The sequence below is a fragment of the Brevibacillus sp. AF8 genome (assembly GCF_021270385.1).
Classification (GTDB): Bacteria; Bacillota; Bacilli; order Brevibacillales; family Brevibacillaceae; genus Brevibacillus.
Map to the genome: position 1 here is coordinate 111986 of NZ_JAGQDN010000003.1, position 12855 is coordinate 124840.

Genomic DNA, 12855 nt, shown 5'->3' on the forward strand with positions numbered 1-12855 from the left:
AAAAAACACTCTTCTGCAGCAAGACTTGTCGTCTTCACAGAAGAGTGTTGCGATTTTTGCTTATGGCATGATGACCAAATTGCTCACCACGCGCCGTTCTTTGCCGCCTGAAGGCTTGTTCAACAGCTTGCCATTGTAATAAAACGCACTGGAGCCACCGCCGTCGAGATTATACGCATCCACGACATGCCACTCTTGCAGCTTTCTTTGCGCTTCCTCCAGCGTAACCCCATTACTCCAGCCGTCTCGTCTTCCGTCAATGACAATCAGCAACAAATCGCCGTTGTCGAAATGGCCGATCAGCGTTCGCGGTTGACGTGCATTCGCCCATTCGCGAGGAATAGGCAATCGCTTGCCGTCCTGCAAGAGACGCGGCAAGAAGCTCGCGCCCTGCAATATCCCTTGTTGCGTAATTTGTGCCTGCGTCTTGATGCTTGTTCCAACCAGATGACCTTTGTTGTTGAAACCGACAAAGCTCAGCTTCGCATTATTGGAAAAGGTTCGAATCTTGCCGTCAACAACCGTAATGCCTAATGGAGTCAGATTGCCCTGCTTGTCCGACATAAAGCCGCCTGCATTAATCGCAAGAATGGCTCCAGTACGCTTACCAGCTTGAGTCGTCGTTTCCCCTTTACTTTTCACAGAGTTGTTGGCCAGCACCATTTTCAGCGCTTTCGGATCATTGAGGCGAACTTTGGCCATATAACCGCGGTATCCGCCTTCTTGCAGGGAATAAACTTTCACGGTCGCGTTTTTCCCGAAGTGTTGACCGATCGGCTTGCCAAGCATGTTGGACAAAATCGTGTCCAATACATCCGCAGATTTTTGTGTCTGGGATTTACTCGCTTCCAGTGCGCTACTGATCTTCTTGTTTTGTTGCTCGTATTCCTTCTGTTCCTTTTTCGAGCGATCCCGGATGTCTTCGATGACGAATTCCACGTTTCGAAGCTGCACCTTGGTGTCGTTGAGCCGTTCCCCCAGCTCATCTGCTTGGCTCTTCGCTACGGCAGAAGAGAGCTTCAAGCCTTCTGTCTGGAGCTTGTCCACTGGATTGTCCAGCGCAAAAGCGACCAAGAAACCGAGAGCAGGCGCCAACAGAAAGAGAAAGAAACGGTTTATCTTACCAAGCACGGGCAGCATCCTCCAATTTTTTCAGAGATGCTTTCAAATCAACCAGCTGTTTGTTGAGCTGGTCAACCCGATCCTGCAGGGCTTCTTTTGTCTTGTTGGTGCCACCAATGGTTTCACCCGTCAATGCCAAATCTTCTTCCAGATTTCCCAAACCCTTCTGGACATTTTGCATTTCTTCCTGCACCAGAGTCAGTTGATCTCCCAATGCCTTCATCTGCTTTTGATTGTCTTCCTGAATTTGATCAATTCGTTGGTTCACAAATTGTTGTTGCTTGTCCAACGTATAAACAGCAAAGGCATATCCAGCATAGGCAAGTCCTACCCAGACCAGAACGGCCAAAACGATGGGTAGTAAAGGACGCTTACCTTCTGTCTGGGAGGGAATCAATGCCTGAAAAAGACTGCCTCTTCTGCGTCTTCCTTTCTGCTTCCCGTTTGCCGGAAGTGGCAGTGTCGGTGACGAAGTCGAAGACGCTCCCATGTATTTGTCGTCCATCGGCTCCCTCCTCCTTTCTGTGACATAGAGTGAGGTTTCATTATAACATAGAAAGATTTTGAAGCAGCCTTTTGCGGAATAATGGAAAAATACGTCCAGAAAAGAAAATACCGCCAACATTTTTGGCGGTACTTCACTTTATTTTCGAAGCCGAAATTCGCTTTGCAGCTGATTGTGCAGTCTTTGCAAAAACAGGATCGGGTCTTCTTTGGTGTTCTGTTCTTCGACAAGTTCTAATTTTTTGCGCATGATGCTGGCAATTTGATTCCCGAGTTCATATTTTTTCGCTTGAGATAAAGAAGATAATCTGCTGATGAAGGAGGAAAGCAGCTGCCAGTCCTCTCGGGTAATCGCCTGTTTTTGGCGCTCATCAAGCACGAGTAGCGCATGATTCAAATCAAAGCCGTTTGGCTGTTTGTCTTTCTTTTTCTGAAAAAGAGTCGAGCGCTGTCCTGACTCCATCACGACAATCGTCCCCGCCACCATATCGCCAAGTCGCTTATCACGGGGGTGGAAAAAGCAGACGAGCGCCCCCAGAAAATAACCAGTTGGCATTGCGTCAATGATGCGAAACAGATTCCGGATCGTCGAGGAAACAAACGTCGCAGGCTGTCCATTATCACGGATGACCCGGATTCCCACCAGCCTTTTACCAACGGTCTGTCCACCCCAGAACGCTTCCAGTAACCAATAGTAGCCAAAATTCACCACGAAGATAGCCAGGATGACGATGGCCAACGCATAGTTGCCAGAATCCAGGAAAAGATCATCTTCATTTCCAAATAAAACTATACCAAACAATAGAAATACAGTAAGATTAACCAGGAGCAAGATTCCTGTATCAATCAGCATCGCAGTGGCGCGGCTGCCTAGACCTGCCGTCTGAAATCGCAGCATCACATGCTCGGGTGTCACGACAGACGCTTCTCGATTTGACCCACTGACGTATGTCGGTTCATTCATGATAGTTTTCTTCCCCCCTCGAAACTTTGAGGTTTTTTCGAGTTTATTACACACGCGCTAATGAAGGAGGCATTATACATGGATATTACCTCGTTTTGGCACAAGCATAAAGCCTCTTGGGCCGAACTGGAACAATTAGTAGAGCGTTTTACCCGACAACCTCGGCACATCAGTGCTACCGATATTGATCACCTGACACAACTATATAAGAAAACATCTGCTCATTTGGCCTATGTACGCTCCTACCATCCTGCAGACGAGATCACCCTCTACTTAAACCAACTCGTCTTGCGTGCACATAATTTGGCTTACAAGCAGCGAATAGGCAGTTGGCAGCAGCTCAAGCATTTCTTTGGCAGCTACTTGATGGGTCTCGTACATAAGCGAATGGGCTTCATTGGTGTTGCAGCCCTTCTTTTCATCATCGGTGGTATTTCTGGCTTTGCCGCCGTCATGGTCGATCCACTCAACCTGTATTATGTATTACCACAAGGGATGGCTGAGCAGATCGATCCATCCAGGCTGGGAGAAGGGCACGACTCACTAGACAGTCCGGTCATCTCCACGATGATTATGACCAACAACATCAAAGTCGCGATGCTGGCCTTTGTCAGTGGAATTACATTTGGAATCGTCCCCATCTACCTTCTCTTATTCAATGGCCTTCTGGTTGGAGCTTTGGCTGCCGTGTACTATCAAGCAGATAGCAGCTATGCTTTTTGGGCCTACATTTTGCCACACGGCGTAATCGAGCTGACTGCCATCTTCATTGCTGGCGGAGCAGGTCTTCACATGGGCTACCGCCTGCTTGTGCCTGGCCGCTACGCAAGAAGACATCAATTTTTGGAGGCGGCAAAAGAGTCTGCGCATTTGCTGTTGGCTACCATTCCACTTTTGTTCATCGCGGGAATCATCGAGGGCTATATTACTCCATCGAGTCTTTCGCTCGAAGCCAAGTACATTGTAGCTATTGGCACATTGCTTTTGCTAATTGCCTGGTACTTACTCGGATACAGACCGGATTCTCACAAAGCTTCTCTTGATTTGATGTCCAAGTAAGTATTGATAACCGTCAGCGTTAATTGATCGGCCGGAACGTCCAGTACCTGGATACCCGCGCCGATCATTTTTTGTTGAAACGCCCTGCGATCGAGCTGGAACCGTTGAGCTACCGCCTTCGTAAACGCCAAGCTACTGTTGCTCGTGTCTATATGACTCCATTCATGCAGCAGCGGATCTGCCAAAGACAGCAGCAAGAGCAAATGCGAACGGCGCATCCGCCACAAATAATTGCTCAACTGATCTTCGACGAGGTAGTTTTCCATATCAGAAAAAAGAACGATCAAGCTCCTTCTCTTCTGCTGGCGATTCAAAAATTCAAGTGCCTTCGCCGGATCAGCCTCTACAAAATCACTCGTCAGGTTGTAGGTCGCCTCCAACAGAGTGTGCAAGTGGCGCAGCCCTCTGCCTGGAGGTATGTACGTCTTGATCTCATGCGAATAGGCTAGTAACGCCACCTGATCTCCTTGACGCAATGCCACAGCCGCTAATGTGAGCGCAGACTCCAGTGATCGATCCAGTCTTGTCTGGTTATCCAGCTCGACCCCCATCAACCTGCCACAATCGATCAGAATGGTTATTACCTTGCCATGCTCTGGTCGATATTGATTCGTCATCAGACGTCGGGAGCGTGCTGAAGCGGACCAGTTAATCATCCGAGGATCATCGTCAGGCACGTAATCGCGGATCGCATGGAATTCCGTACCCGCTTTCGCCCTGCGCATGATTTTTTTCCCGTCGACGATCAAACTCTCCTGCAACGAAGCCAAATAGCCTCGAACGGCTGAAAGGTCGGGGTATACCTTGATCGTTTGTTCGCACGCAAAGCGGCTTTGGCGATACCACAAGCCGAACTTGCCATGCCACCGCATGTAAAGCCAGCGGAACACGTACTCTCCGCGTTCTTTTCCTCTTGTTTCAAAACTGATGTTGGTTAAGGGTTGTTCCATCACACCCGTGACTGGTCCTGCTTCTTCAAATGACAGCGGAAGATCATCCACGATGGCGTACGATACGGATTGTCCGCTTCTATTGGCAAGCTCAAGCTCGATCGAAAACGATTGTCCGATATCCGTCTGCTCAGGCAAGATTCTTTGGATCGACAAGTCCCGGCGTTTGGGGATAGTAACCCAATCCAAGACGCTAGCAATCAGGAGCAAGCCGTTGTACAAAAAGAAGAGCGAATAGCCAATTTCCAGTAGGAATCCGACGATCGCGATGGGCGTGCCCAGCAAAACTGCCACGAGCAGTCGCTTGGATGGCAAGACAAAACGGTCTGCCAAAAAATCAGCGAGGAACTGGAATAGCCGCCAGCGTCTCTTCGATGATGTGGTCACTGGTACCCCCCTCCAATTCTACCTGCGGTGACAGAATGAGTCGGTGCCGCAATGCAGGTCGGGCCACCATTTTCACGTCATCCGGCGTCACAAACTTGCGATTGTCCAAAAGCGCCCAGGCTTTGCTCGCCATCAACACGGCAATTCCAGCACGAGAGCTGGCACCTAAGAGCAATCGTTTCGTTTCGCGTGTGTTGCGAATCAATGTCGTAATGTACTCCAGAATCGAATCATCCACAACCACTTCTTCTAATTCGCGTCGCTTCTCCAAAATTGCCTCCCATGTAAAGAGCGGCTCTTGATTACGTTCGTGGCTGCGCTTGTTGGGAATATGTTTGGCGAGAATTTGCTTTTCATTTTCATGGGAAGGATACGACATCGTTAGCTTGAACAAAAAGCGATCGAGCTGAGCCTCCGGCAATACATACGTTCCTTCATACTCCACCGGATTTTGCGTAGCGACGACAAAAAACGGATCTGGCAAAGGATAGGTGACACCATGAATCGTCACTTGCCCCTCCTCCATGGCTTCTAAAAGGGCCGCTTGGGTTTTCGGGGGAGTCCGGTTGATCTCGTCCGCCAGCAGCAAGTTGGCGAAAACAGGACCTTTGATTGTCTCAAACTGGTTCTGCTGCATATTGAACACCACATGACCAATTATGTCCGATGGCATCATGTCAGGCGTAAACTGGACGCGCTTACTCACGCCCCCCATCAACTCCGACAAGGTCTTTACCATTTTCGTCTTTCCGATACCGGGTACACCTTCTAGCAAAACGTGTCCACCGGCAACCAAAGCGGTTAGCAGCAACCGAATATTTTGCCTTTGACCAACCAGCTCTTTTTCCATTTGTTGCAACAATTGCTCCACGGTAGTTGTCACTCCTTCTCCAGACGCTTCGTAATCTCATCCAACAAAAGACTGTCTGCAAGCAAGCTCTTCGGCGAGTATCGCCCTTCGTTTTTTGCCTGCTCCAGTCGCTCCAGCAGATGAGCGAATTTCTCTACCTCTTGATTTGTCCATCTTGTTTTGGCATATCGCACGATTTCCACACGATCAGCTCGCAGGTGCACTCCCCATCGATCGTACAACAGCTGTCGCATGTACGTTTCTCGATGTCGCAACGCATCCTTTGCCAGCCCTCTTCGCTCATACCAGCTAGACACGGCAAGCAACGTCTCATCACCACGTCGCACCGTCCATTCCCTAAGCGTATAGACTGGTCCGAATCGTTTTCCTCTCCACCACACATACAGCAAAAGCAGGATACCGAGTTGGATGCAAGCGGCTATGAGCCACCCCGGGTAGATCGCCAAAAAACCTGGTTTTTCCTGCAAGCCGTGATGGTATTCATCTACCCAAAGAACTGACCAATCCCCTTGTACATACGGCCAGATCGCTTCAAAGTGGGACAGTCGATCAATTTTTTGATTGGTTAGCCATTCCGGTACGAGAAAAAACGTGACACTGCCATTTCCCACTTCTGTTCTTCCTCCGAGTATCCCTTGATCGTCGTAGAGAAGTGGCTCCATGTCATCCTCTTCTAAAAATCTCAATGAGGTCTCCGCTTTGCCCATGAAGCTGCCCTGAACGAGAGGTCCCTGAATGTTGCGCTCCTGATTTTCTTTACCCCGGATGTACTCCGTATCAAAGGGAAGATCTTCCCACTCTGGTCTCGAGTGAAAGAGAATCAGGTCATTGCCTTCACTGACCCAGTCCAGAATATCTATCTGTTCCTCTGGCATCAGCCTTTCCGGCTCTACCACGAGCATGGCCTGCCCAGTTGCTGTCGGTAAAAAACGCATCGGCTGACGCCATTCCTTTACTTGCTTGCCTTTTTCCTCCAGTAGTACGAGCACCGCCTTGATTCCACTCGGCTGTGCAGATGAAGCCAAGTACGGTGGGAGAGGCTCAGCTGTAGGCTTGACGATCAACCAGCCCACGATGACGAGCAACAAGGTAGCCACAACGATTCCGACGCGATAAGTGCGCAAACTATCCATGCTGTCCCTCCTCGCGCCAGATGCCTTCCAGTTCGTTCACACGCTGCCAGAATGACCCTTCATCAACAAGTGCCTGCCCGTACCAAACAGCGTCGAATTCTCGTGCGAAACTGCCGAACACATCACGTAAGCTCGGCTGATTTGCCTTAATTTCTTCTGCGTATTCCCAATTCGTTTTCCATTTCTCCACGCGAACCCACGACTTCATTTGCAAATAAACCAACAACGCCAAAAACAACGAGCGTTCTCCTTCCCGCCATTCTCCTCGCGCTGCTTTTTCCTTCGCATCACGCAAATAATCTGCATGGGAACGTATTTTTTCACCGTCCATAAACAGCGGTCGATGCTTCTTCTGTTCCCAAATCATCCTGCGGAACAACCAGTAAATGATGCCGACCAGTCCCAGTACTGCCAGGATGAGCACGAGTGTCGATACGGTATTTGCCGCACCAGTTGGAATATAGGTCCACTCAAAAAGATCGGCGATCAACTCGATCAAAAACTCCATGGCTCTTTGAATCCAGTTCTCTCCACTGCCTTGGGGCAAATTAAACTCGTCTCTGGCTAGAATCTCTTGTAAATGCTCCTTGTCATCTACCCAAGGACTCGTGCTAATCATGTGTAACTCCCGGCTCTTGTGCAGGGGTAGGAGCTGCTGGTTCTACTGGTGCAGATGTGGCAAGCTGACGGCTTACGAGCTCTTGTAAATCTGTCCCGTCTTTTCTCACACGAAGATCAAAGTAAGCCAAGGCGTAAACAATGGCCATCCAAGGACTCAAGAGGCAGGTAAGTGCAACCAGAATCATTTGCGCCAGAATAGATGTGCCTAAGACGCCCGTGAGTACTAATTGTATGCCGCTAGAGAACATCGAGTAGATCACACTCAAAACAACAAAAATACCGAATAAACGCCAAAAGTTTCCTTTTGTCAAATTCCAGCTCTCGCCGATTCCGATACCATCGCGTTCGAACAGAACGAGCGGCATATAAAAACCCCACCGAATTAAGAAAAAGCCCGGTACGAGCATCATCCCGGCAATTAAGAATAAATAGCCAAATAAAACCAGAACGATCATAAGCACAATACTGCCTTCATCTGACGGATCAAACATAGTTTCCAATGTCATTCCACCAGCGAAGGCGATCATAACGAAAATCAATCCATATACGATGACAAATGCTGTCGACACTGCAAATGCGATTACTCCATATAGGAAAGTACTGCCCGCGAGCGGCCAAAATCGGCGAAGTGCCCCCTTCAAGGCATCTTTTAAGCTCAAGGTCTCTCCCTCGAGAGCAGCCTTCGTCAGTAAAATCGAACCGGAAATCATTTGCGGATAGGCGATGATCAAAAGAATCGGTCCGACAAGGAATATGAATATGAGCAACATAGGCAAGCTTTGTGTCATAAATTCTTCTTGTCCGGCAAATCTTGCGCCTAACGATTCTGCAAAGTCCATACCTTCTGTATCTTGTGCGAGCAAAGGCACTCTGGTAAGGTCAACCAGAAGCAGTTGCTGCAGGAGTAATAATGGACCGAACCAAATTAAAGCCAACAAAAAGAATGCTCCAAAATGCTGGCGATACACTGAAAAGCTCTTGTCCAACAGCTTCCCCACTCCCATGGGGGCAATCGGCGTACGATTCATGAGAAACCTCCATCTTTCTTTTTGAGAGTACCTGATAAGTATACACGATTTTCCTGTTTTTTTAAAAAAATCATCTAATTTTGCTAATGTTTTCCTGCCTGATTTTGTCAAATCAGGTGTTAGTCCAATGCGGTCGCCACCCTGTTGAATATGATATTGCATGCATAGTTAGGAGGGTGTTGCCTTTGAAAGCATTGAGAAAGAAGCAGCTAAAAGCAAAGCAAGCCCGCTGCCGCTGCAAGAAGCGATCTACCAAACGCAAATCCAATAGTCTGCTCAGGCAGTTACGTCGTTTTGTGCGTATCCACGTTCGCGCACCTCAAGTGAATGTGACCACCCCCACCCCTCAAGTAGAAGCACCTGTTGTCCATGTAGATGCTCCTGTTGTACAAGTAGAACCGCCTGTTGTACAAGTAGAACCGCCTGTTGTACAAGTAGAGGCACCTTATGTACAAGTAGAAGCTCCAAAGCCAATCGTCATCCCGGCACCGTTAGTGAAGGTAGATGTCGAGAGGGAAGAATCAGCGGACCAAGCATGTATAGAAGGGCTTCGTCAGGAACTTAACAAATGCATGAGAAACGATCAACTTGTGGAGGTCTTACTGACGACGGATTGGGGACCTGGGGGTCGTTCTTACCGAGTCGGCAAGCTTCTGAGAGTGGACGAAGGAATCATTGAATTACAGACCTTACCCTCTTCACGTACCAACGGAGCCTCTATTCTTTTTCCTATCACCCACATCGTCGCGATTATTCCAAATGCACAACCCAATTGAACAAGCTAATATTCTGCGAGGCTTTAGGAGGGACTAAAGATGAGGGGAGTCTGTGCGTAGTAGATTCCCCTCATCTTACCCCATTTCGTACAATACGCATGTGGGACAAGCCCTTTTGTTCAACGGGCCTGTCCACTCTGGCGCAAGACATTGCATGATTCTTTCGTCTCGAAGATATAAATAAACGCCCACTTCTCCGATCTCACTTTAGGGAAGTGGGCCGCTAGCATTCACTTTTTGGTTTTACATACCCCTGTTATTCCATACGTCTAGCACATCTCTTGCGACCCGATCCCATGTAAATCTTTGTTCGGCAAGCTGGCGTCCACTTCTCCCCATTTGACGTTGGAGGTCGCGGCTGGACAATAGTTGTTTTAGCTGTACAGCAAACGCTTGAGGGTCCTCCGGCTGCTCGACCAACAGTCCATTGCCTCCGATGATCACCTCAGCATTTCCACCCCGTTTTGTCGTGACAAAAGGCAGACCGGCAGCCATCGCTTCATAATGGACACGAGCCAGTGGTTCCTCCCATTGCGAAGGACAGACAAAAATGTCCCCCGCCCAGAACCAGTGGTGAATCTGATCTGCCGGAACAAAACCCGTTGTAATAACCGGAACAGGCGAACGATTCGCTAATGAGCGTACATATGCTGCATAGTCACTGATTTTATTTTCACCGTACCAGGACCCTCCAACCAAAACGAGAGCAATGTTGGAATGGTAGGAGCGGAGTTCATTCATCGCACGAACCAGAATATCGGCCCCTTTTTTCGGCGTCAATCGCCCAACAAACAAGATCACTTGTTTGTTGCCCAGATTGTGGGTAGCCCGAAGTTCCTGACGAATCTTTTGCGCCGTTTTGGATCCTTCTACCGGAACGAATGTATCCAGGTTTACACCGGAATAAATCGTACGAAGCTTGTTTGCGGCTTCGGGATACAACGAGGCAATGACCCGGCCGACATAATCACTGATGGTGATGATCCGTTCTGTTTCAGCAACCGCTCTAGCAGCTTCTGCCTGCCCTATTTTTACCGGATCAAACATATCATTGTGCATACTTAGAATAATACGTGCGTTCGGGCATACTTCACGAATGATGGGAACCATCCGCGGTCGGTTAAAAACATGGATGACATCATAGGTGTTCGCACTCAGAAAAGCGGCTACTTCACGTGCATAAATCTCGAACACACCTTGACCATCTACTCGCACATAACGCGCATTGTGAACTTTTTCATCCTTTGGTAGCGTGGGATCCGACGTTCCCAGGATAGTCAGTTCGTGATGCCTCCCTAGAATATCTGCAATCCCTGCAATATAAGTCTGAATCGCTCCCCCTCGTATAGGAGGGACTGGCAATTTTTCTGTACAGACCATGATAACTTTCATCCGTATTCTCCTTTCCCGTTCCGACTTCTTACATTAGTTGCCTCTCGTCTTCTTTGAATTTGGACGTTGCTTCTTCAACTGATTGTTGATGAGTTTACGGCTTAGTTTCGCCGCCTTGGCAACCTTCTTGTTCTTGTTGGAAGTGACGGTCCGGGACTGCTGTTTAGATGTCCACACAGTTCCTTTTTTGTTTTTCTCTGCTTGACTTGCAGGTTTTGCTTGTGATGATTTGGCCTTTACATTGATAGGGACCTTTACTTTACTTTGAAGCTTACTCGACTTTTTGCTGCTGTTTTTTGACACAGCGGAGATCATGCCCCGCTTTTTGTTTCGACGAACGAGTTTTTGTGGTTCACTTGCAACGAATGGCGCTGATGGCGTAAAAGGAACATTTCCCGAAAATGCAATTCGAGTTCTGCGGGTAGTGCTACTTTGTTCTGCCTCTGCCCCTTTTTGCTGGCTTTCTTCCCGTGTTACTGGCGTCTTCCGGGAAGTCGGAAGTGAAGTGGCTACTTTATCGCTTGCAGCCTCCTTGACTTTGGACTCTTTGTCTTTGGATTCCTTCACCTTAGACACTTTTTCCTTGGATACCTTGACCTTGGACTCTTTATCCTTAGACACCTTGAGCTTAGTAGACTTTTTGTCTTTCGGTTCCTCGACCAAAGACTCTGTTGTTGGAGTGGATACAGCAACAGGTATGAATTCCTTGATACCGGATGCTAACCTTTGCGGTTCCACCACTTCCGTTATTTGGTCATAGTTGCCCGGTTCGTATTTGCTGATGTCTTTTGCGAGCTCTGCCAATGCCGCATCTTTCGTCTTATCCCCCGTCAAAACTCGCTGCAGAATGCCTTCCGCTTCCGTAGACAGAAAGATTTCGGGATCATAAAACATCTCTTTGAGGTGCTTATAAAATTCGTTTGGCACTGCCATATCATTCAAGAGCACCTCAAACGATTCGCGATCCAGCGGGTTTGCCTTATGATAGGCTTCGATCATGCCGCGCATCCAGGTAACATCCCAGACGCCCATATCATCCATCGTACTGGTGATGAGCTTGCGCAAATCCCGAAACGGCAAATCATACGACACGCCATCTAGGTCGATGACCCAAAGCCCTCCCGGACCATTTTGACCATTTGACCAGCCATAATCTTGGTGCACCAATCCCCAGTGAGCCTCTCCCATTTTGATCATTTTCGGATAGGCAGATGCTTTTAATTTCTCTAAGGCTGCCCATGCTTGCTGTTCATAGTGATCGACGACGGCCAAAATGGATTTACTTGCCGGTGTTTCACTGTAGGCTTTTGCTACTTCCCGCATCCACCCGATTTTTTTGGCAATCTTTTGATAATGATTGGGCCAACGATATAAACGGGAAGAATTTTTGGCTCCTGCGGGCGGAACATAGCCTTTCGAATGCCGATGGAATTCACCAAGGCCGTAGCAGAGCTCTTGCGCGCCTACCAAATCTACTTTTGTTGCCGGTTGCAAAGCAATCCAATCGGTAACAATCCATAGTTTCCCGCCTTTTTCCACATAAAGACTTCCATTTCGAGCAGGAATCAGTGCTGGTACCCTTGCCCCCTGTTTGACAACGTATTCTTGGAAAGCCACACTATAGAGACTCCGTTCAGGCGTACGGTGCAGTACCTTTAGGCTGCGCGGACCTTTATCTGTTTCGATGCGCCAAATAGCCCCGCCTTTGTCTGGCTTGGAAGTAATGAGTGTACGACTCTTTACCGACATGTCATACTCCTTGATCACTTGTTCTGCGATCGCATCTACTTCCGGTGGCACTGTCATATCCCAGTTAGCCGGCGTTTCCGCATTCCCTTCTCGGGTATCCCATGGCTTAATCACATATTGTTCCATTCCATTCCCCCCACACTTCTGTGGTGATGCCTTCGTCCTTCTCCATAAGCTATTCGCTATGTCCTTTTCTCGAACCGGACAAATATCATTGGGAGTCTGCCAATTCGTTATTCGCACAGAGATAAAGTCTCGCAAAAAAACAGCTTGACTCCTCGCATGGTTGCGACAGTCAA

General features: G+C 48.4%; 12 protein-coding genes. 2 read left to right on the forward strand and 10 right to left on the reverse strand.

Annotated elements, in window-relative coordinates:
- Nucleotides 1–60: 60 nt before the first annotated feature.
- From KB186_RS06810 to KB186_RS06820, 3 genes are all read right to left on the reverse strand, one after another.
- The gene (locus tag KB186_RS06810; RefSeq protein WP_173608091.1) at nt 61–1140 is read right to left on the reverse strand and encodes a phosphodiester glycosidase family protein; all 1080 of its coding nucleotides are present in this window, start codon (nt 1138–1140) and stop codon (nt 61–63) included.
- Nucleotides 1121–1627 (reverse strand): coiled-coil domain-containing protein, encoded by a 507-nt coding sequence (locus KB186_RS06815; RefSeq protein ID WP_173608092.1) that lies wholly within the window; start codon nt 1625–1627, stop codon nt 1121–1123. The genes KB186_RS06810 and KB186_RS06815 overlap by 20 nt, the downstream gene beginning before the upstream one ends.
- A 138-nt stretch (nt 1628–1765) precedes the next feature.
- On the reverse strand, nt 1766–2590 hold the full coding sequence (locus tag KB186_RS06820) for an RDD family protein (protein ID WP_173608093.1): 825 nt from the start codon (nt 2588–2590) through the stop codon (nt 1766–1768).
- Nucleotides 2591–2668: 78 nt separating this feature from the next.
- On the opposite strand from KB186_RS06820, the gene KB186_RS06825 reads away from it, so the two are divergent.
- On the forward strand, nt 2669–3649 hold the full coding sequence (locus KB186_RS06825) for a stage II sporulation protein M (protein ID WP_232773292.1): 981 nt from the start codon (nt 2669–2671) through the stop codon (nt 3647–3649).
- Here KB186_RS06825 and KB186_RS06830 read toward each other — a convergent pair.
- The 5 genes from KB186_RS06830 to KB186_RS06850 are packed head-to-tail and all read right to left on the reverse strand — an operon-like array spanning nt 3616 to nt 8639.
- Entirely contained in the window at nt 3616–4986 is a 1371-nt protein-coding gene (locus KB186_RS06830) for a DUF58 domain-containing protein (RefSeq protein WP_173608095.1), read from the reverse strand. The two genes, KB186_RS06825 and KB186_RS06830, sit on opposite strands and share 34 nt — an antisense overlap.
- Nucleotides 4937–5857, reverse strand: coding sequence for an AAA family ATPase (locus KB186_RS06835; RefSeq protein WP_232773294.1), 921 nt, complete (start codon nt 5855–5857; stop codon nt 4937–4939). Before KB186_RS06835 ends, KB186_RS06830 begins: the two co-directional genes overlap by 50 nt.
- An 8-nt stretch (nt 5858–5865) precedes the next feature.
- Nucleotides 5866–6990, reverse strand: a complete 1125-nt coding sequence (locus KB186_RS06840) for a DUF4350 domain-containing protein (protein WP_221868400.1) — start codon at nt 6988–6990, stop codon at nt 5866–5868.
- On the reverse strand, nt 6983–7609 hold the full coding sequence (locus tag KB186_RS06845; RefSeq protein ID WP_232773295.1) for a DUF4129 domain-containing protein: 627 nt from the start codon (nt 7607–7609) through the stop codon (nt 6983–6985). Before KB186_RS06845 ends, KB186_RS06840 begins: the two co-directional genes overlap by 8 nt.
- Nucleotides 7602–8639 carry a DUF7847 domain-containing protein gene (locus KB186_RS06850; RefSeq protein WP_173608099.1) on the reverse strand — a complete coding sequence of 346 codons (1038 nt, stop codon included), beginning with the start codon at nt 8637–8639 and terminating at the stop codon, nt 7602–7604. Before KB186_RS06850 ends, KB186_RS06845 begins: the two co-directional genes overlap by 8 nt.
- Nucleotides 8640–8815: 176 nt before the next feature.
- On the opposite strand from KB186_RS06850, the gene KB186_RS06855 reads away from it, so the two are divergent.
- Nucleotides 8816–9415, forward strand: a complete 600-nt coding sequence (locus KB186_RS06855; protein ID WP_232773296.1) for a hypothetical protein — start codon at nt 8816–8818, stop codon at nt 9413–9415.
- Between the two features lie 243 nt (nt 9416–9658).
- On the opposite strand, the gene KB186_RS06860 is transcribed toward KB186_RS06855, so the two are convergent.
- The gene (locus KB186_RS06860) at nt 9659–10807 is read right to left on the reverse strand and encodes a glycosyltransferase family 4 protein (protein ID WP_173608101.1); all 1149 of its coding nucleotides are present in this window, start codon (nt 10805–10807) and stop codon (nt 9659–9661) included.
- Nucleotides 10808–10840: 33 nt separating this feature from the next.
- A complete protein-coding gene (locus KB186_RS06865) occupies nt 10841–12682 on the reverse strand; it encodes a CotS family spore coat protein (RefSeq protein WP_232773297.1) in 1842 nt (613 codons plus the stop codon).
- Nucleotides 12683–12855: the final 173 nt, after the last annotated feature.